General features: G+C 37.0%; 15 protein-coding genes. 7 read left to right on the top strand and 8 right to left on the bottom strand.

All coding sequences use genetic code 11. The annotated features are described in order from the left end of the window. Positions 1-439: 439 nt before the first annotated feature. The gene (locus HDE68_RS11305) at positions 440-1,003 is read left to right on the top strand and encodes a porin family protein (RefSeq protein WP_183881942.1); all 564 of its coding nucleotides are present in this window, start codon (positions 440-442) and stop codon (positions 1,001-1,003) included. Positions 1,004-1,101: 98 nt separating this feature from the next. Continuing rightward, positions 1,102-3,615 carry a DUF5686 family protein gene (locus tag HDE68_RS11300; RefSeq protein ID WP_183881940.1) on the top strand — a complete coding sequence of 838 codons (2,514 nt, stop codon included), beginning with the start codon at positions 1,102-1,104 and terminating at the stop codon, positions 3,613-3,615. A gap of 93 nt (positions 3,616-3,708) precedes the next feature. Here HDE68_RS11300 and HDE68_RS11295 read toward each other — a convergent pair whose 3' ends face one another. From HDE68_RS11295 to HDE68_RS11270, 6 genes are all read right to left on the bottom strand, one after another. Beyond that, positions 3,709-5,208, bottom strand: a complete 1,500-nt coding sequence (locus tag HDE68_RS11295; RefSeq protein ID WP_183881938.1) for an acyl-CoA dehydrogenase family protein — start codon at positions 5,206-5,208, stop codon at positions 3,709-3,711. A 141-nt stretch (positions 5,209-5,349) separates the two neighbouring features. After that, positions 5,350-5,940 (bottom strand): hypothetical protein, encoded by a 591-nt coding sequence (locus HDE68_RS11290; RefSeq protein ID WP_183881936.1) that lies wholly within the window; start codon positions 5,938-5,940, stop codon positions 5,350-5,352. Between the two features lie 113 nt (positions 5,941-6,053). Then, complete coding sequence (locus HDE68_RS11285) at positions 6,054-6,842, bottom strand: DUF4249 domain-containing protein (protein WP_183881934.1); 789 nt, start codon at positions 6,840-6,842, stop codon at positions 6,054-6,056. Between the two features lie 97 nt (positions 6,843-6,939). Then, positions 6,940-9,585 (bottom strand): TonB-dependent receptor, encoded by a 2,646-nt coding sequence (locus HDE68_RS11280; RefSeq protein WP_183881932.1) that lies wholly within the window; start codon positions 9,583-9,585, stop codon positions 6,940-6,942. A gap of 108 nt (positions 9,586-9,693) precedes the next feature. Next, positions 9,694-10,677, bottom strand: a complete 984-nt coding sequence (locus tag HDE68_RS11275) for a FecR family protein (protein ID WP_183881930.1) — start codon at positions 10,675-10,677, stop codon at positions 9,694-9,696. A gap of 68 nt (positions 10,678-10,745) precedes the next feature. Further along, positions 10,746-11,354 (bottom strand): RNA polymerase sigma factor, encoded by a 609-nt coding sequence (locus HDE68_RS11270; protein WP_183881928.1) that lies wholly within the window; start codon positions 11,352-11,354, stop codon positions 10,746-10,748. Between the two features lie 101 nt (positions 11,355-11,455). Between HDE68_RS11270 and HDE68_RS11265 the strand changes: the two genes are divergently transcribed. The 5 genes from HDE68_RS11265 (at position 11,456) to HDE68_RS11245 (ending at position 21,106) form a co-directional block, all read left to right on the top strand. After that, complete coding sequence (locus HDE68_RS11265; RefSeq protein WP_183881926.1) at positions 11,456-12,031, top strand: GNAT family N-acetyltransferase; 576 nt, start codon at positions 11,456-11,458, stop codon at positions 12,029-12,031. 68 nt (positions 12,032-12,099) lie between these two features. Beyond that, complete coding sequence (locus HDE68_RS11260) at positions 12,100-12,579, top strand: DUF6932 family protein (RefSeq protein WP_183881924.1); 480 nt, start codon at positions 12,100-12,102, stop codon at positions 12,577-12,579. 10 nt (positions 12,580-12,589) lie between these two features. Beyond that, positions 12,590-12,883 (top strand): hypothetical protein, encoded by a 294-nt coding sequence (locus tag HDE68_RS11255; RefSeq protein ID WP_183881922.1) that lies wholly within the window; start codon positions 12,590-12,592, stop codon positions 12,881-12,883. 130 nt (positions 12,884-13,013) lie between these two features. After that, positions 13,014-19,415 (top strand): alpha-2-macroglobulin family protein, encoded by a 6,402-nt coding sequence (locus HDE68_RS11250; protein ID WP_183881920.1) that lies wholly within the window; start codon positions 13,014-13,016, stop codon positions 19,413-19,415. An 83-nt stretch (positions 19,416-19,498) separates the two neighbouring features. Then, positions 19,499-21,106 (top strand): PAS domain-containing protein, encoded by a 1,608-nt coding sequence (locus HDE68_RS11245; protein ID WP_183881918.1) that lies wholly within the window; start codon positions 19,499-19,501, stop codon positions 21,104-21,106. Positions 21,107-21,133: 27 nt separating this feature from the next. Here HDE68_RS11245 and HDE68_RS11240 read toward each other — a convergent pair whose 3' ends face one another. Together HDE68_RS11240 and HDE68_RS11235 are read right to left on the bottom strand one after the other, a co-directional pair. Next, on the bottom strand, positions 21,134-21,523 hold the full coding sequence (locus HDE68_RS11240) for a RidA family protein (RefSeq protein WP_183881916.1): 390 nt from the start codon (positions 21,521-21,523) through the stop codon (positions 21,134-21,136). A 120-nt stretch (positions 21,524-21,643) separates the two neighbouring features. After that, positions 21,644-22,207, bottom strand: a complete 564-nt coding sequence (locus tag HDE68_RS11235) for a Crp/Fnr family transcriptional regulator (protein WP_183881914.1) — start codon at positions 22,205-22,207, stop codon at positions 21,644-21,646. Positions 22,208-22,234: the final 27 nt, after the last annotated feature.

The raw sequence follows: 22,234 nt of genomic DNA, 5'->3' as shown, positions 1-22,234 counted from the left end.
ACGTCTCAGTTGGATTATACCCCTACGCCATTTTTAATTTTATGTTTTGAGTTATAAAGTCAAAATATCTCAATAGCTTTTATCTCATCTTATCAATTGAAAAGGCTGTTTTTGACGTCCTGTGAAAATATCTATATGCTTAATAATTTGTTGTCTGGAATAGGGGTCTTGATAAATTCTGCGTTTATCAGTCAAATAATCACAAATGAACTATTATAGGAGAATGTATTTATTATTTAAAAGGGCACTTTTCAGTTTTAAGAATTTAGCCTGATTAAATATGCAGGGCTGAAAACAGGTAATTTGAAATTCCATTGGATAGAGATAAATGTCGTTTCAGTATTGGAAATTTCTGTCTCAGTGACTTTGTAACCCGGGGAGCCTGCAGGACAAAGTAAACTTGCATCATAAAGAACATTAAAAAATTAATTATTTGAGTATGAAAAAAATACTATTGGTAGCAGGTTTGCTTGCCTCAGTACATTTTGTAAAAGCACAGAGTGTACAATTAATTCCGAAAGCTGGTTTGAATTTCTCAAAACAAGCGATAAGTAATGTAGATGGAGAACAATCGAAAACTGGTTTTACTGCAGGGTTAGGTGTTAATTTTAAGGTGAAAAGTTCAGCATTTTCAATTCAGCCTGAGTTGAATTACGTGGGAGCAGGTACAAAGATTAAAAATGATAATAATAAGTATAACCTGAATTACCTTGAACTTCCGGTGCTGCTAAAATACTCTTTCGGTCCGGTATACATTAATGCGGGCCCATCTATTGGAATGGCAATAGGCGGTACGAAAAAGATGGAGTCCCTTTATGGAGCTAAAGTGGAAAGGTTCAATTTCGGTGTCCAGATGGGGGGTGGCATAGCTATCCCTGTTGGTAAAGGAAGTGTGCTGATTGACGGCAGATATGCATTGGGTTTAACAGATGTAAACAAAGGTCCTGCAAAAGCTAAAAATCGTGGTTTTATGGCCACAATTGGTTACGCAATACCATTTTAATGATTTAGAAATCATACAAACTGCCCGTGATTTGGGTAATGGGCAGTTTGTAATTTGAATTATTCTGTTATCCCATTCAATGACAGCCTATAGGCTTTATGAGGTTTTCTATTTTAATAATTTCTTTTTTTTTCTTTTTTGGGGCAGAAGCCCAGATCATACAGGTTAAAGGTCAGATTACAGACAAATCAACAGGACAAGCAGTTCACGGAGTAACCATTGGATTTGAACATAGTTCTGTTAAAACTTCCAGTGATGCTAAAGGATTATACCATCTCCAGTCGGGGGATAAGGTAAAACATATTATTTTCCACAGTATAGGTTATCATAAATTAAGATTACAAATACCTGCGGGCCAGATCCACCAGATAGATATCCAATTAGAGCCTAATGCTCAGGATCTTTCGGAGGTTAGTATCTCCGTAGCGCATAAACCAAGATATAAAAATAAGAATAATCCTGCTGTTGAGTTGATCAGGCAGGTTATTGAGCATAAAAAATCAAATGCTGCAAATCTTCAGAATTATCTTTCCTACCAGGAATATGAAAAACTGAATATTTCTTTAAGTATGGCTACTGAAAAAGCAAAGACATCAAAACTGCTTAAAAAGTTATCATTTTTAAAGGATAATTCAGATTCAATAACCCGGCCCGGAAGAGTGCTGACTCCCATTTTTATGAAAGAAAAGATAAGCCATAACCTGGTCTATCAGAATCCATTTAAACAGGAATCAACTGTTCTGGCAGAAAACCAGTCGAGGATAGACCAATTTATTGATGAAGATGGTATCAACGAATATTTAGATAAGATCTATCAGCGGGTTGATATTTATCAAAATGATATTGGGATTGGAAATCAGAGTTTTATGAGCCCTATTTCTGATCTGGCCCCACAGTTTTATAAGTATTTTATCATTGATACTTTGAAAGATGTTTCCCCTATGCAAATCAAGCTGATGATTGCTCCCCGTAACAAAGAAGATGTGCTTTTCCTGGGATATTTATATGTTTCACTGGATGGTAAATATGCGGTTCAAAAAGCTACTCTTTCTGTTAATTCCAAAATCAATATCAACTGGGTAAAGGATATGAATATATCTCTTGACTATCATCAGGATAAAACCGGGCACTATTATTTAGGAAAAAGTATAATGGCTATGGATCTTGGCCTTTTTAAGGAAGGCGCAAGTCTTTACGGAGAAAGAACCTTATTTATTAATGACTTTGTGAGTAGCGCGACTGCTTTAAATCAAACGCTAAAGCTGAAACCCGGTGGGTCAGCAAAGCCTATAGCCATGGAAGAATTAAGGCCTGAAAAACTTACGCCCATTGAGCAGATGGCTTATAAAAATATAGATAGTCTTAAGAATTCAAAACCATTTAAGCGTGCTATGGGCATTGCTTCATTTTTGCTTTCCGGCTATATAGGACAAGGCAAAGTAGAAGTAGGGCCATTTAACTCATTCTACAGTTTTAATCCGGTAGAGGGGCTGAGACTTAAGGTTGGTGGCCGTACTACAGATCTGTTTAGTAAAAGGGTTTTCTTTGATGGTCATGTTGCCTACGGTACCCGTGACAGGAAATGGAAGTATTCACTGGGAACTGTTCTTTCTCTTTCGCCCGGTTCTATTTATGAATTCCCTGTAAAGTCATTAACACTGAGGCATAGCTATGAAACACAGATACCGGGGCAGGATCTTAACTTCCTGGAAGATGATAACTTCCTTTTATCATTCAAAAGAGGAATTAATGATAAGTGGCTATACAATAGAAAATGGCTTTTGGAGTACCTTCACGAAACAAAAGATCACTTCTCTTTTAAAGTTGCCTATAAAAACCAGATTCTTGATCCTGCCGGAGGGCTGCGGTTCATTGCGCTGAATAGTTCTGGCCCTGCAGAAGTGCAGGATATCACCAATTCTGAATTTACCGGAGAGGTGAGATGGGCGCCCCACGAACAATTTTACCAGGGAAAACGCTTCAGGAGACCAATCAGGAATGAATATCCTATCTTCACCTTACGTGGATCTATAGGAGTTAAGGGCTTTTTAAATGGAGACTATAATTATCAGAATCTGACATTTAATGTTTTTAAAAGAGCCTATTTCTCTCAGTTTGGTTATTCGGATGTTATTCTGGAAGCAGGGAAGGTGTTTGGAAAAGTTCCTTTTCCCTTACTGACGATACATAGAGCGAACCAGAGTTATGCTTATGAACTGCCATCCTATAACCTGATGAATTTTATGGAATTCCTGAGTGATAAATATGCCAGCGTTAATCTGGAACATAATTTTAATGGATTCATCCTGAACAAAGTCCCACTGGTCAAAAGACTTCAGTTAAGAGAAATTATAACATTAAAGGTATTGTACGGTTCACTTTCCAGCAAAAATGATCCAACTCAGAATTCTGGTTTATATCAATTTCCACAAGACAGACATGGTCGTATTATGTCATCTGGATTGGGTTCTGCTCCTTATATGGAAGGAAGTGTAGGGCTATCCAATATATTCAAAATATTAAGGGTTGACCTGGTTAGAAGACTTACATATCTGGATAATCCTCATATCTCTAAATGGGGTATAAGAGCTAAGATTAAAGTTGATTTTTAATATCCGGTTAAGTACCTGAAATGCTCCCGGATATTTTAATCCGGGAGCATTTCAGGTCATTTTATCAATTGTTCTTTAATTTTACTAATTCGGTTAAGCGAAATTAAACCACGAACTTTCTGCAGTATAATCTTCTATTACCTGAGAACTGTTATCAAAATTAAAAGCACAGATCAGTGTACGGATTTCCTGTTTCACGTTTACAATACAGTTGTCAATCAAGTCTTTTCTGAAACCTTTAATTTCCAGATCTAATACATAACCTAAAGAGACAATTCTTCCTATTACTTTTCCAAGGTCAAATAGTTTACGTTGTGAAAGGGTATTATTTAACGTGAAACTCAGTTCCTTTTTGAAATAATGGCATGCTTCTGCAGTTTGTTTCAATGTCGTCAGAAAATCAAATAAATTTGACTCCTTCTGTTTTTTCATCTGGCGTATAATGATTTCTGAGATCTGTGCATAAAGCATCTCATTAGAACCTTCAAAAATCTGGAAAGGCCTGCTATCCATAATACCACGTCCGCCAATATGTGATGTCTTGTATCCTTTAGCACCAGAAACCTGAGTTAAAATTTGAGCAGATTCCTGCATCAGATCAGTAACTACTGCTTTCATACTATTCGCTTCCAGACCTTCGGATGCTAAATTATGTTCAATCCCGCTAATCTGACTGCTTCTTACACACATAGCTGAACAGATCGTATAAGCAGACTGGATTCTAGAAATCTGGAACTGGATCTGATCCATTGATAACAAATTTGAAGCACCGACAATCCTGTTCTTACATTGCAGAATAGCTTCATCAAGCATACGCTTTATAAAGCCCATACCCATCCCTGGAAACTGCATTCTGCTTCGGTGAAGGATGTCCAGCATCATTTTGATACCAGTGGTTTCAGGGTTTAATTTAAACGTTTTTGGTACTTCAATGTTTAAAACATTGCGTCCGTAAGGGATCATATGAAGCCCCATCGTATCGAAGTATTCATCCACAAAGACATGCTGCTTTTCTTGTGTATTATCACATAAAAAGAAGTCAATATCTCTGCTTAGGCCACCATCAGCAAGTTCTGCCCGGGAGGCAATCAGCCAGTAATCAGCCAGACCTGTAAGTCCCTGCCAATGCTTTGTCCCTTTGATTTGATATCCGTTTGCGGTTTCCTTATTACGGGTTTTCATATTGAGTGCATCACTTCCATAATCAGGTTCAGTGATCATCAGTCCGCCCATATTCTGTTCATATAGGAAACGGTCAAATACTTCTTTCTTAACAGATTCCTCTGCATATTTAGAAAGAGGTTCCAGGAAAAGTGCGATGTTAATACCAAAGGTCAGAGAGAGTGGTAAAGATTCATAAGAAGCTGCTGATAACACGCTCAGACATTCTTTTACGATACTTCCATTTCCTCCGTATTCTTCAGGAATTGCTGCAGCTAAAGGCTGTTCAGCAAGGATCTCCTTCATAATTGAAGGAGGTAGCTTAGCTGCTAAGTCAAACTGTTCAGTATTGTCTTTCCCCCGGAATAAGATTTTTAATTTCTCTTCGAAATTCTTGATGTATTCTGAAAATTCTGTTTTTAATTCTATCATTATTAAGGGTAATTTACTATAATATTTTCGGAAAGTTCTTTTTTCAAGATATCCACAAATATACCAAAGTAATTTAGAATAGTTCTAAACAGAATGTCCTTTTATTCTTTGAGTAGTAAATACTCTTTTCCGGAATATAAATCAGTGCTCCATTACATCATCAATAAGAAATGAATTAGCGTTACGAATAACCTTAATATCCATTTTATACTTCTTTTTATACTGAGGATCTGCTATAACCAGATTGAAAATAAACCCATTAGCTATTTTCTTTTTTAATTCGCATTGTGACACACTGATGTGCCCATAATCTTGTTCCGGAATTAAAAAACCTGTTCCAACTCCTGCAAGCTCCGGATTATATTTGTCTTTCCATTTCAGAAAAAATTCTTCATTGGTTAGTCCATCATCCAAATCCACATTGATGGCATCGTCTTTATAATCATAGTACTGTTTTGTATAAATAGTGTTCACATTTCCTTCAGCTTCTGTATTGGAGTTTTCCATATTCCCATTTGCCTTGTTCAAAGAATTCTCTATCGCTGTAGTCAGCCAGGTTTTTGCCTTTGAAATTTCCGGAAGATCTTCTTTTTTAGTAATTGAAGGGGATTTATGGGTTGAATCCAGAGTGCTGGTATCTTTTGTAAGTGTAGTTTTCCGGTTTTCTTTATGCTGTCCGTTACAAGAAATCAGCAGGATTGAAGAAAAAATAATTGTGGAGAGCTGCTTCATATGTTCGCTTTTTTGTTAGATAAACTGGTCAGATATAAGTCTGTTCAGTTTATCTAACAATAAGGATACCATATTATTAAGGGTCAAATAAAAGCAGATGGAAAGAATAACAGTTAAGGTATAATCAGACTTTTTCTTTGTGTAGTATGGGCACTGAAATAGCCTAGTGCACCACCAGTAATATTGCTGATCGGATTAGCCGGTGCAGCATTATTTCCGCTTCCTTTTGCACCAGTCAGACTAAAAAGATAGAGATAAACCGAAGCGTCAATACTATGCATTTCCACACCTAATTTATCCCCCCTTTTAATATCTTTTGCTCTGTTTTTAGTTGTATTCTGAAATATAACCCCCGAATTTATTACTTGTCCTGTCGTAAAATCATCATTTGCTAAACTATAATTATCCTGCCTTTTATCATTAACGAATAATTCAAACCAGTAGTAATTCTTAATCTCAGCAGAGTCCTTATATTTTACATAGGCAACTGTTCTGAGGCTATCAAAGTCTTTTGGTTTAAGATAAAAATCTAAAAAAGGTATTGGATCCTGCATTGTACTGGTTGCTGTAAATGTTTCTCCATTGACCGTAGCAGTTAAGCGATAGGTTTGACCAGGAGTTCCGTTAATTGCACTGGTTTTATAGACACCCATACTGGTTTCGGGAAGCGTGATGCTGTTGCCATTGTTCTCTATTTTGACAACCGCCCCGCTAACCCCATTAAAAGTATTGTCGTCATCAAAATTTTTGGTTTTGCTGATTAAAACTGAACAGGTTCCCGGTTCATTGGTAATTGTTCCTTCAATCACATATTTATCCTGTTTATCGGCAGGTTTTAATTGTATCACCTTCTCACAAGATACAAGGAGTACTGCAAGTACTATCAAAAGATATATTTTCATTTTATATTAATTATTCTTTAATGGTAATGAAGCTATCATGTGCGACCAGGTTTTGTTAATTCGGGTTTGTGTTTTGCTGCACATAATGGTTTCATGGTTAAAATTTAAAATCATAAGAAATAGAAGGAACAAATCTGAACAAGCTTGTTTGTACAGCCTCAGTCCGGTTAGCGTCATACGGATTATCTCTGAACTGGATCCCGTAGGCATTTGATCTTCCGTAAGCATTGTATAAACTCATGCTGAGCTCAGAAGAATATGTTTTTGTTTTCTTCAGGATACGGGTTGCACCAAGATCTAACCTGTGGTAAGATGGCATTCTTTCTCCGTTGCGCTCAGAAAAGTAGAAATAACTCTCTCCTAATAATCTGTATTTTGCATTTGGAAAAGTTACTGCACTGCCTGTAGAGAATACCCAGTTGGCAGATAATGACCATTTATCATTCAATGCATACATTCCGACAATAGAAATATCATGTGTTCTGTCCTGACGGGTATTATACCATTGATTGTTATTAATTCCATCCACCTGTCTTTCAGACTTAGAAAGTGTATAGCCAATCCATCCGGTTAGTCTTCCAGTCTTCTTTTTAAGCAGCATTTCTATCCCGTAAGCTCTTCCTTTACCATAAAGTAACTGGGTTTCGATAGGCCTGTTGGTATAAATATCTGCACCATCACGGTAGTCAATCTGATTTTTAAGGTCTTTATAATACACTTCCGAAGTAAATTCATAGGCATTATCTGCCAGGTTTTTATAATAACCTAAAGATACCTGGTCACTAATCTCTGGTTTGATAATATTCGTACTCGCGAGCCATCTGTCTGTCGGTGAAATAGAATTAGAGTTCGAAATCAAATGCAGATTTTGTGCATTACGTACATAAGAAGCCTTAATTGAAGTAGATTCGTTTAACTGAAGTGCGGCGGCAATCCGGGGTTCCAGATTGAAATACGTTTTTACAATTTCGCCCTTTTTGTAACTTGTAGTTCCGGTTACCTGTCCGGCACTGTTTACGTCATAGTAATCACCACTTCCTAAAATAGAAAAAGCAGAAAGACGCAATCCATAAGTCAGGCTAAACAAGTCATTGGCTTTCCATGTATTGCTCACATAAGCCGCATTTTCCAACGAATATCTTTTTTGCAGATCCTGTGGAATAAATCCTGTATTCCCATCCGCACGGACCTCACCTGGTTTGATGGTATGATAAATCGCATTTACACCAAAACTTACTGTGTTTTTCTCATTAGCAAACCATTGTATATCTTCTTTGAAATTCCAATCTCTGATTTGTGAAAACAGTGATAATGAATTCTGTTCTTCTGTACTCTGGATTGTGTAATCGTAATTGCTGAAAATCAAAGAGGTATTAGAAAAGAGCTTACTATTGAATACATGGTTCCAGCGAAGGGTAGAAGTCACGTTTCCCCAGTCCAGTCCGGTTAACTTGTCTGAGCGGAGTACATCGCGACCAAGATATCCCGAAATAAATAACCTGTCTTTATCTCCCAGTATATAATTTGCTTTGGCGTTGACATCATAGAAATAGAGTTTAATCTTTTTAACCGATGTGTCAGAAGAAAGTTTAAGAAAGGGGTCCAGATAAGTCCTTCTTGCAGAAATTAAGAAAGATGATTTTCCTTTCTGTATAGGGCCTTCGACATTCAGTCTGGCCGCAATCATTCCAACTCCACCACTTACACTGACTTTTTGATTATTTCCGTCATTCATCTTGATATCCATAACAGAGGATAACCGGCCACCATATTGTGCAGGCATTCCACTTTTATACAGGGTTACGTTTTTAATAGCGTCCGAATTAAATGTAGAAAAGAAACCTAGCAGGTGACTTGCATTATAAACCGGTGCTTCATCCAGCAGGATCATATTCTGGTCTGCACTTCCTCCTCTTACAAAAAAACCGCTGGTCCCTTCTGAAGAAGCTTTTACACCTGGCAACAGCTGCAGTGTTTTGATAATATCCCTTTCACCTAATATGACAGGAATAGTTTTAGTTTCTGACACAGTTAAACGTTCCATCCCCATCTGAGGGTTATCAATAGCCCTTCTGGCCGAAGAAGACGTAATATTTACGGTCTCCAGCTCATTGGCACTATCATCAAGAGCAATGTTCAGCTTTAAATTCTTATTTACCTGAACAGCTTGCGTATTGGTTTGGCTGCCTACTGCGCTCACCTCTATTGTGTATTTTCCCTTTGGAAGTAATATGGAGTAAAAACCATACTCATTACTTAAAGTAGCTTGTTTTGTACCGGAAACTCTGATCGTAGCTGCAATTAAGGTTTCTCCTGTTTTAGAAGAAGAAATCGTACCACTTATAGTATGTCTTTCCTGACCTTCTGCCGGATTGGCCGCCGGGTCGGCCAGAACCTTTTTTTCTTTAGCAGGATCAGATTTGATATATACCTCTTTGCCTAGTTCTGTGAATTTGAAAGGCTGATCAGCTAATGCTGTATTCAATATTTCATTCAGGCTTTTATCCTGTGCAAAAACAGTTATCTTTATTTTACTGTTCGCAACCTGGTCATTATAAGTGAATTTAATTCCACTTATAAGGCTGATTTTATCTAGTGCAGATTTTAATGGTTCATTTTTCAGGCTGATACTTAACTTTTTCCCTAATGGACTTTGGGCATAGGATTCTATCTGTACAAATACCAGGAGCAGTAACAATAAGGCAATAATTGCCAGGAACCTTATCGGTTCGTATTTTTTCATAACTTTATATTTAAATATTGATTTGATATGCCCTATAGTTCTCAAGGCTCGGGCATTTTTTAACTGATCTGTATGATGTCCGGTTTTCTAGACCCAGAAGCCGGACATTTATCTTACAATAACATATTGCCCTCCTTCTTTCTTCCAGCTTACCTCCATTACTGTGCTTAATTTATTCAGGCATTGTTCAATAGGTACAGTCATATCCAGCTGACCATAAAATTTACCAGGGTCAAGATCCGGGCTCAAGCTGATTTTCGAATGATATTGTGATTCCAGATCTGTAATCACATTTCTGAAAGGGATGCCTTTATAATCAAAAAGGCCTAAACGCCTGTTCAGAAAATCTTCTGCATCCGGAAAATCTGTTTTAGTGATTTTTTCTGAAGACTTGTCTATAGTAATTCTTTGATTGGAGGTGATAATAACCGGAACTGAACTTTTTAAAGCCACAGCAACTTTTCCTGTCACCAGCGTTACATTAATCTCCTGCTGGTCTTTGTAAGCGCTAACATTAAAACTTGTTCCTAATACAGTTGTACTAATCTGTTCGCTTTGAATAATAAAGGGGCGTGCGGCATCGTGGGTAACTTCAAAAAAGGCTTCTCCATCCAAACTAACTATCCGTTTGTCATCATTGAACCGGTCAGGATAGGTTAATTTACTATTCGGGCTCAGCCAGACCCTAGTCCCATCTGCCAGTATGAACTGTTTACGTTCAGCATTTTTACTGAAAGTTTCCAGTTGCTGTACAGGATTAACAATTTGAGATATTTGAGCACGATATAAATAAGCTCCACCCAAAACAAGCAGGATAGCTGCGGCTGCGGCAAATTGCCTCAGGCTGTAACTAATCCTGCGAGTCAGCATTGGTTTCGATTGTGTAATTTCTTTTTCAGGAAGGAAAGGAGGAATTAATCCGGTTTCAGGTATAGCTTCTGTACGATCCCAGGTGGCAGATAGCAAACCAATAAGTTCGTCATCATCCTGATTTTCTCTAATTAAAGAAAAGAAACGCTCAAGTTCGGCTGAAGAACATTGATTCGTTAAATACAGCTGATATAATAGCTTTAATTCCTCTTTTTTGTCCATAGTATTTTAAAAACGGGACGTATGCTATCCCATTTATACATACTATACAACTGCCGGAGACCGAAGGACTAGCTGGAATGAAAATAATTTGAAGAAGCAATGATAAAACAGATAATACCACCGTTTTTACTGACATAATCACGGATAGATCTGCTGGCTTCTACCATATGGTTTTTTACTGTGTTTTTGGAAATATTGAGTTTTAATGCAATTTCATCATGGCTTAACTCTTCTATGCGGCTTAATTGGTAAATGAGTTTTTTTTGCTGCGGTAAACGGGCAATGGCTTCATCATAGACTTTACGAAGTTCTTTTTCCAGCATCTGATCTTCTGTCCGGTTGGAACTGACTTCTATCGTATGAAAAATCTGTTCTTGCAGCACCCTTTCACGGGCTACCTTTTTAAGGTGGTTCAGGACATGGTTCAGGGTGATCTTTTTAATATAAGCATTAAATGATAACTCAGGATTCAGCTGATCTTTCTTTTGCCATATTTTGATAAATACCTCCTGAACAATCTCTTCCGCAGTATCTGATGACTTACACAATTGATAAGCATAAGTATAGATTTTGCTTCTGTACTGATTGTAAATTTGTATAAACGCAGACTCATCACCCTCTCTGAGTTTGATCAGCAAGTCTGTGTTCTGCAGCTTATCTAATTGAGGTATGTCCATGAATATAGGGGACAATGATAAATATTAATTTTTGAAAACTGACCATTTGATCAAAGCGGCTTAGGATATTGCACTTATATGTTTTATATCTTTGTAATCACATGGAGGCAGCCAAAATCATTGAAATAGAATCTGATAAACATTATATTTTCAAATCAGAAAGACTGGGTTTTAGAGATTGGAAGGATACAGATTTGGGGAAACTGGCTGAAATTAATGCTGATCCTGAAGTGATGAAGTTCTTTCCTGCAACTCAATCGAGAGAACAGACAAAGATATTTATTGATAGAATGTCTTTACAATTCAAAGAAAAAGGGTTTTGTTATTTTGCTGTCGACAGACTGGACACCCTGGAATTTACTGGTTTTATCGGTTTATCAGTTCAAACCTTTGAAGCTGATTTTAATCCATGTATAGATGTTGGCTGGAGATTGAAACAATCTGCATGGAATAAGGGATTTGCAACTGAGGGTGCTAAGAAGTGCCTGGATTATGCTTTTAATCATTTAAAACTGAAAAAGATAAATGCAATGGCTCCCAAAGCTAACCTGCCTTCGATAAATGTGATGAAAAAACTGGGAATGAAAGAGGTAAGGACTTTTGATCATCCGCTATTACTTAATGATGCAAGGCTGAGGGAATGTATTTTATATGAGACTCCGGGAAATCTATCCTAAATAAATTAACTTGATTCGAAAAATCAGGATTAGTTTTGTTCTAGTCAGTTCAACTTAAATAAAATTAGATGCTCGTTTTCAATCATCATGGACACCTGATCCCCAATACCAATATCAAATCTAACCTGCTTGAATTTCAGGTTGAGTTTGTTGATAAAATTAATACCCCCAGGCGATATGAGCTTTTTGCTAAATATAATCACTATTCCAGCAGTCTCAAAGCCGTACTAAATGAACTTCCATTATTGCAATGGATAGATGGATCATTTGTAACAAAAAAAGCCGCGCCCGGTGACATAGATCTGGTGACATTTATTGACGATAGGAGTGTAAACTTGCTTGGAGGGGCTATTGAGCAATTTAAATATCCATTTTCTATGGAGATTTATGGGGTTGATGCCTATTTGGTTAAAACGTATCGAAGAGAAGATAAAAAATATCCGCTATATATTGGAGATTCAATGTATTGGATGAATAGCTTTGATAAAACCCAGAGCGGGAGGAATGGTAAGAAACTACCCAAAGGGTTTCTTGAAATTATTTACTAATTTGGTTGTTATGAAAGATACAGAGTTGAATAAATTAGTTGATCTTATTGATGAGGTGAAAAAGATAGATTCAATGATCTTATTACATCAGGACCTTGATGATTCCCGATTTATGGTTGATCAGTATGAGGCAAAGAAAACTCAGTTAATCAGTAAATTAATTGATGAATTAGTTTCTCCCGGAATACAGTCACCCAAAAGCTTTTCCTTAATTCAATTAATCATCGCCAAATTCTATCCATCCTTTGATCAATATAGAATAACTCCTGATGATGAAATTTTTAAGTTAGCTGCAGCTATTTAACAATTGGAATGATTTGGTGTCAGTTAAATAAATCAAATTAATTGTACGGTAATATTTAGACATTTGCAGTAGTTTACTACGGGTTATGGAATTTGATCTATAATTCCATCTTCTCTTAAAACCGTTGCACATGAAAATCATTTTACGTCTTGTACTTTTTTTAATCTCCCTTCTATTATTTACGGCAAAAAGCTTCTCTCAGCAACGGCCAAAAATCAGCAATAACGATTTTATTAAAGTCGATTCCTTAGCTAATAAGGCAAAACCTAAAGAAGCTTTAGCGATTATTAACAGCTTGAATATACAAGCCAGAAAAGATGGAAACACAGTCCTGCTGATTAAATCAGCAATGTACAGGATGATGTTTCAAAGCTATCTGGCAGAAGACGCCCTCACGAAAATCCTCATAGATCTGAAAGAAGACATCCGGGGAGCAAAACAACCTGAAAAAAGTGTACTGCAATCTTTGCTTGCAGAAACTTACTGGAGATATTACCAGCAAAACAGGTATAGAATATTCAGACGCACAGAGGTACAGGCAAATATTGATAATGATATCAATCTCTGGTCAGCTAAGAAGATAGCCGATGAAATTGTAAAGACCCTTCTTCTATCGCTCTCTAAAAAAGAGTTATTACAAGATACAAAAATAGGAGTTTTAAATAATCTATTACTTGGTGATACAACAACCAGGTCTCTGCGTCCGACACTTTACGATTTGCTGGCACATCGTGCTTTGGATATTTTGATGAATACAGAAGTTGATCTGGCAAAAACTGCTGATACTGGTGTTGATTTTACAAATCCTGTATTATTTGGTGATTATAAAACTTTTATGTCTATTAAACTGACTGTAAATGATAGTACTTCTTTCGCAGCAGAAAAGATAAAGATCTTCCAAAATCTGCTTCAATACCATTCCAGTCATTATAATGAAGCAGCCCTGGCTGATGCAGATCTTAAAAGACTCAAATTTATCTACGAAAGAAGTACGGGGCTCAATAAAAGAGCAGATTATCTCAAAGCAATCCGGTTATTGGCTACAAAGGCAACTAAGACAGAAATATATGCTGATCTACTCTACGAGCAGGCCCTGTTTTATAAAAATGACGAATTTCGTTTATATGGACAGTTATCAGCAAGCAGCCCATACGATAGAAATCCAGATTTAATTAAAGCAGTAGAACTTGCAAATAAAGCTATTGCAGCATTTCCTAAAAGTAACGGGGCTATAAATGCAGCGAATCTGATTAAAGATATTAAAGATAAAACGTTAGGTATTGAGTTAAAAGAATTTAGCCAGCCCGGCCGTCCATCTCAACTTTTCTTTAGCTACAAAAACATAGACACGATACATTTACAAGTTTACAAAGTACCTGCTGAGTTTAGTTATTATTCAGGATATGAAGGAAAACAAGAGTATCAGGAGTTTCTACAAAACCATAAGGCTGTGAAATCCTGGTCAGTTATTTTACCTCGTTTGGTCGATTATCAGCCACATACTTTAATAGACAAGATGGATGGCTTTCCTGAAGGCAACTATATTGTACTTGTTCAGAATACAATGGATACCAGTCGGGCCGATCGCATTATTCAGCGTGCTAATTTTAAAGTAACCTCAATTGCTGCAACCCATAGATTTATCCATAATACAAATGAATATTTCTTAGCTGACAGATTAACTGGTACTCCTTTGAAAGATGTAAGTATTCAGGAAATAGTAACAGAATTTAAAGGGAATCAGGGAATCAATTATAATGGTGAGAAAGTTAAAACTGACGGGTTGGGTTATGCAATATCCAAAGAAGTCAGAGGGGTGCAGTATGCCCGGATTATTAATGGTTCAGATACGCTTTGTATGTCTGTCAATAATTATAGAAACAATTATAAACCTGAACTAAAAAGGGTAGTTCTATTTACAGACCGGTCTATTTATCGTCCCGGGCAAACCGTATTCTATAAGGGGCTTTTTATGCAAACTGAGCTTGATAGAAATAGTATCATCCCTGCACAGAGTATTGCACTGAAATTTAAGGATGCCAACTATAAGGACATAGAAGAGGTTACGGTAACTACTAATGATTACGGAACTTTTCAAGGGTCTTTTGTGATTCCTGCCGGAAAGTTAAACGGTAGTATGCTATTATCTACTGACTATGGAAGTATTTCTGTCCAGGTAGAAGAATATAAAAGGCCGGCTTTTGAGATTGCTTTTGATCCGTTAAATCAGAAATACAAATTAAATGATAGTATAAAAGTACAAGGAAAAGCTTCATCTTTTTCGGGCTATCCGGTAACGGGCGCAACAGTAAACTATAAGGTTTACAGAAGCAGAATCACAGATTATTTCCGGTCTTATCAGACTGATTCCCCTAAACAAATTGCCATAGGAACTACTAAAACTAAAGAAGGGGGAGGTTTTGAGATTACCTTCTTTGCAGCGGGTGACCCTAATACATATGTTAATTATACTTTTAGAATCACAGCTGATATTACTGACCTGAACGGAGAGACCAGAACAGCTTCTAAAAGTATTAATGCAGGTAAAATTGATCTGGTCTTAAATGCTGCTTTACCTGATCAATTGTTTCTGAAATCAAAAACAGACAGTATACCGTTTATTATACAAAATCTGAATGGGGAACCAATAGCGGCAAAAGTACAAGCAGAATGGACAGCCCTTAAATACCCTGGCAGATTAATAAACAGAAGTGTATTTGCATCTATAGCAGAAAATTATACACTTAACAAAGAGAATTTTTTAAAAATATTTCCTGATGAAGAATATAAAGGAGACGGTAATCCCAAAAATTGGGGGCCACTTAAGCAGAGTTTTATTCAAAATATAGCTGTAAGTAAAGGAAAAGGTGCATTGGCCTTAAATGAAAAGAGTCTGTCTCCTGGTTATTATAAGGTTAAGTTAATCGCGCAGAATAGTCAGAACGATACGCTTTCCCAAACCAGTATAGTTCGTATTTATACAGATGAAAGGACAGCTATACTGCGTATGAATGAATGGCTGGTTGCGGAGAAAACCACTATAGCACCTTCAGAAAGTGCCATCTTCAGAATCGCGGGAGCTTTGCCAGGTGCGAGAGCATATTATGAGATTTATTATAAAGATAAAATAATAGAAAAAGTATGGATAAAAACATCTCAGAAACAGACGATCATTAAAGTGCCACAAAAACCAGGATTTGAAAATAGTTTTGCTGTTCAGTTTACGATGATACAAAATGGAGAGGTTTATAACTCCCTGCAAAATGTGAATATTATTGATCCTTCCAAAGAGCTGAGTATTAGTTTTCTGACCTTCCGTAATAAATTACAGCCTGGAGAAAAAGAAAGCTGGAAACTGAAAATCAGCAATAAAAAAGGGGAGAAACAAATGGCAGAAATGGTAGCCACGTTATATGATGTATCATTGGATAAACTCAAGAAGATGGATTGGGCAGACATCAATGCACCATATTACAACTATACGGCTTATCAATGGGATTTTAACGTAAATAAAATAGGTTATGGTACTGAACTTTGGTTTTTAAGAAGGTATCCAGATTATTTTCGGGCAAAACAACGTAATTATGAACATTTGAATGCCTTTGGATTTGAGACTGGTGGAGGTGCATACAATTATCGGAGTTATTTACAGGGGCTGGCCCGACAAGAAAGAATGGGCAATTCGGCGGTAGCTATCAGGAAATTAGAGAAATTACAAAGTGGGCAGGAGAGATACGGTGTCATCAGCGATAGTGAAGGTTATGCTGTACCGGGAGCACTTGTGCGTATAGGAAAACTAAAGGTCTTTACTGATGCGAATGGCATTTATAACATGAAAGGACAATTGGGTGATGAGTTAAAAGTTAGTGCTATAGGTTATCAAACTTTTACGCTAAAATTAACCCAGATCAGAAGGGAAGATATTATTTTAGAAAATGAGACGAATGGTTTGAGTGAGATTTCTGTTATGCCTTCACCAAAGCAGAAAAAGGAGATAACTAGTTCTGCGGTAATGATCAGAGGATTATCATCGGCCTCTGCTGGATTGAGTACTGAACGTGCGACGCTTCATGAAATCCGAACTGAACGTATTGCAGAAGACTCAAAAGTTTATGATTTTGTATCTATAGCAGATACTTATGACGCGAAAAATGATATCTATATTATCAATGGAAAACCAGTAAGAGGGACCTCAAAAATTATTCCCAGAACAAACTTTAATGAAATAGCTTTCTTTTATCCACAGTTGAAAACCAATGAAGCGGGTGAAATTAATATTGAGTTTACGATTCCTCAATCGTTAACACGCTTTAAAATGATGGGCTTTGCACATACAAAAGATTTAAAAACCGCAACTATTGAAAGGGAACTCATTACTCAGAAACAATTGGCTATTTCAATAAATGCACCACGTTTCTTCCGTGAAGGGGATACTATCTTGCTTATTGGAAAGCTAAATAACTTGTCGGGGAAGGCCCTTAATGGAAATGCTTCTTTGGAATTAAGAGATGCGTTAACAGGAAAGATTATCCAGATCCTGGCAGCAGGAGGGAAATCTGCACAAGAATTTAAAGTCGCAGATAAAAGTAATGAAATTTTAAAATGGCCATTAATTATCCCATCAGGAGTTAATGCGATAACTTATAAAGTTCTTGCCCAATCCGGAAAATACAGTGATGGAGAAGAAATGACAGTTCCGGTTTTATCCAATGCAATGCTGGTGACCGAAACGATGCCGTTGAATGTAAGAGGAAATACGTCAAAGACTTTTACATTCGATAAATTACTGAAATCAGGATCTTCAAAAACATTAAAGAACCAGGCATTAACATTAGAATTTACGGCTAACCCTATCTGGTATGCGATACAATCACTGCCATATTTAATGGAATACCCATATGAATGTGCAGAACAGACTTTCAGCCGTTTTTACGCGAATAGTTTTGCAACTGGAATCATTAATAGCTCTCCGAAAATAAAACAGGTATTTAACCAATGGAAGCAAACGAATAATGGAGAAGCATTACTTTCAAATTTAGAGAAGAACCAGGAGCTGAAGTCAATCTTATTAGAAGAAACTCCCTGGGTAAGCGCAGCGGCTTCACAAACTGAACAGAAAAAGAGACTCGCTATTTTATTTGATCTGAACAGAATGAGTTATGAGCTGAAAACCAATTTTGAGAAGCTTGAAAAAATGCAAAAGCCAAACGGCTCTTTTGCCTGGTTTACCGGAATGAGTGATGACAGGTACATTACCCAGCATATTGTATTGGGAATGGGGCAGCTTAAACATTTGAAACTCATTGATGAGAAAGTATTTCCCGCATTTAATGTGACATTGAATAAAGCGATTATCTATCTTGATAATCAATTAAAGGATGACTTCAAAAAAGAGGTAAAAGGTAAAGGGATAGCTTATCTGCCACTGCATTATTTATATGGACGTAGTTATACAGCTCAGAAGAATGATGATCCGAAATTCAGGAAAGCGATTGCTTTTTATCTGAAAAAAGTAGCTGATAACTGGAACACTATGGAACCCTATCAGCAGGGGCAGGCAGCATTGGTCTTAAGTAGAAACGGGAATAAAACCGAGGCTTTAAAAATCATTAACCTATTAAAAGAGCGTGCTCAGCAAAATGATGAACTGGGAATGTACTGGGCTAACAACCGCAATGGCTGGTGGTGGTATCAAAACCCAATAGAAACACAGGCACTGCTCATAGAGGCATTTGATGAAGTGGCTGAGGATTCCAGATCGGTAGAGGAGATGAAAATATGGCTTTTAAAAAATAAGCAAACTAACGATTGGAAAACGACTAAAGCGACTGCTGCGGCTTGTTATGCACTTTTGAGAAAGGGCTATAATTTACTGGAAGAATCTGCAGAACCGGAAATATTAATTGGCAATAAAACATTCGGTGAAACAGGTCTTGCCGATTCTCCCAAAGAAGCTGGGACAGGCTATCAGAAAGTCAGTATAACCGGAGTAAATGTCAAACCGGAAATGGGTACTGTTAAAGTCAAAAACAATAATAAAACAATAGCCTGGGGTGGTGTATACTGGCAATATTTTGAGCAGTTGGATAAAATTACACCTGCTCAGACAGGCGTTAGAATTAAAAAACAATTATTTATACAGAAGCAGACAACAAAAGGAGATGTACTTACCCCGCTTAATGCGAATAATGTTCTTACACCTGGCGACTTGTTAAAAGTCAGGATAGAAATTTATGCGGACAGAGATATGGAATATGTACATTTAAAAGATATGAGATCATCTGGTTTTGAACCCGTAAATGTGATCTCCCGGTATAAGTATCAGGATGGGCTTGGGTATTATGAAAGTACTAAAGACGCTTCAACAAATTTCTTTATCAGCTATTTACGTAAAGGGGTGTATGTATTTGAGTATGCATTAAGAGTGACTCATGCAGGAGATTTTTCTAACGGAATAACTTCTTTGCAATGTATGTATGCTCCGGAATTCACTACACACTCTGAAGGTGTAAGGATTAAAGTGAAGCCTTAACAACAACAAATTACCGATATTTATAGCTATTTTTAAGAGTCTGTTTAATGAAAGCAGGCTCTTGAATTTATAAGCCCGGTCAATTGAAAAATAAAAATCACATCGTACTACTGTACGTTATTATAGGTTGTATCTGGGTTGTCTTAAGTGATCAGATAATTGCCTTTTTGATAGATGGAATGCCTGTTAAAGACCGTGCTATAATCAATAGCCTGAAGGGATTTATATTCATCGGATTCAGTGCTTTACTTTTGCATTACCTGGTCAATCTTTATAATAAAGGCAAAAAACGTGAGTTGTCTTATCTTCAGCAGGATTTGGAAAATAGCAGGAAGCAGCAGCAACAATGGTATTATGCGCAAAAAATGGCTAAAGTTGCAGGCTGGGAGTACTTCCTGCAAACAGACGAAGTTATCTGGTCTGATAATTTGTATGCATTGTTTGGTCTGGAGCCGAATGCAGCAATTACACCAGCGTCATTTTTTCTGGAGCAGATACATCCTGATGATTTGGCTGGATTCCTTGCACAGCATGATAAAACTGTAATCGATGGTGAGATGGATTATATCCATCGCTTAAAAATAGATAATGAATGGCACTATGTACGGCATGCCGGAACGGTAGTTTATCAGGATGGGAAACCTTATAAAATAAGTGGCGTATTAAAAGATATTAATGACACCTTTAACCGTGAATTAATGTTGAATAATACCTTGGAAAGGTATGAATTGGTTAATAAAGCTACACATGATGCGATATGGGACTGGGACCTCACTACCAATCAGGTAACCTGGAATTCGGGTTTACAGCAGCTATTTGGTTATGATCATCAACCTGGTTTTGCACCCGAATGGTGGATGGAGAAAATGCATCCATCTGATAGTAAAAGGGTGATTGACAGTTTAAGATCATTTGTTAAGCAAGCTAAAAAACGTTGGGATGCTACTTACAGGGTATTGTGTGCAGATGGAACTTATAGATATGTTTTTGACCAGGCCTATTTACTGACCGAAGATGATGGTAAACCTAAACGTATCATTGGTGCAGTTAAAGATATTGATGACCTCAGAAAAAGAGACGAAGAAAACAAGCAGTTGGCAGATGTTGTGAGTAAGGTTAAAAGTGGCGTAGTTATTAAAGACACAGATGCGAAAATAAGCTGGGTCAATTCTTCATTTGAACAGCTTTCAGGATATACTCTGGACGAGCTGAAAGGTAAATTACCACTTGATTTACTATATGGGCCTGAAACCAAACAAGTCACTAAAGACTTTGTTACCGCCTCAATCCAGGTAAATGATTTTTTTAATATTGAAATTATTAATTATTCTAAGAGTGGTAATCCTTACTGGGTAGAGGTTCACAGCACTCCAATTTTTGATGCAGAAGACCGTCATTCGGGATATATTGATATTGTTACTGAGATAACGGAACGGAAAAAGCGTGAAGAACAGATTAATGAACAGAATCAGACTTTAAAAGAGATTGCATGGATCTATTCTCATGAGATAAGAAAACCCGTTGCTTCTATATTAGGATTATCATCCTTAATTGAAAGCACAACAGATCAGCAAGAGAAGGAAGAATATTATAAAATGATAAATAGCTGTGTAAAAGAAATGGATTTAATTATTTATCAGACTTCTGCAAAGGTTAACGAGTTGATGGGAAAAGAGCCTGATCATCATTGATGATACAGACCCTTGTTCTACAGCTGATTATTTCACAACTGTAGCTTCAAATTCAACTTTTAATGTTTCAAAAAGGCTTTTCACTTCCAGTAAAGTAAGGGCTTGTTTAATACCATGCCTGGCTATCCAATCCTGAAAAATATTAAAATGAGGCCAAAGCTCTGCTGTAGAAGTAGTGTAGATATTTAACCGGACAATACCTTTACACTCATATCCGGCCTCACTGATTACCTGTTCCAAATTCTGCAGCGCCAGAATTATTTGAGATTTCATGTCTTCATTACTTGATATTCCGTCAGCATCTATAGCTGCCTGACCTGAACAATATAATGTGCTTTCTACATTTTTTACTTCAACAGCTTGCGAATAACTGCGTTCATCCTGCCATTTCCAGGGATTAATATTTCTTATTTCCATCTTAGGGTTTTATTTTGTGTCCTTGCAGACACAGTGTTTAAAATTTACCCTGCAATTTGTGAATAACAGCTGGAATAGAGGCTTGACAAACCGCACGATTATCAAGTGATATTTATCACACTAAGGAGATAACCGGCTTAATGTTTCGCGGGAAACCCCCAGGTAAGAAGCAAGGAGGCTTTTAGGGACGCGCTGAATCAGTGCAGGATATTGTTTAAGCAGCTGCTCATAGCGCTCTTTTGCATTAGAAGTCAGCCAGGATATGATGCGCCGCTGTGACGCGATAAAGCCAAAATTCGATTTTTCGAGAAAGAAACGTTCCATCTTCTGAAGACCATCACATAACTTTCTATAATCTTCGAACGAGAGACATAAGACTTCAGTGTTTTCAACGCATTCCAGAGACATGGTGGCCAGAGTTTGCGTATAAAACGCATAGTAATCACTTTCCCACCAGTCTTCCATCGCAAAAGAAACAATGCGCTGTTTTCCGGTCTCATCAGTATGTACAAGCTTTAAAAGTCCTGTAATTATAAAATAAGAATACTTAACTGCTTCCCCTTCCTGGATAAGGAATTGATGTTTCTTAAACTTTTTAGGAGTAAAATGAGTACAGACAAATGCAAATTCATCATCACTAAGCGGTACTATTTTTTCTATATGTTCCCTTAGTTTATCATGCATTGTGGCCGGTTATAAAAGATGATCACA

The sequence above is a fragment of the Pedobacter cryoconitis genome, from assembly GCF_014200605.1.
GTDB lineage: Bacteria > Bacteroidota > Bacteroidia > Sphingobacteriales > Sphingobacteriaceae > Pedobacter > Pedobacter cryoconitis_B.
The sequence above is the reverse complement of the archived record's forward strand: the minus strand, read 5'-3'. Positions and strand labels throughout refer to the sequence as shown.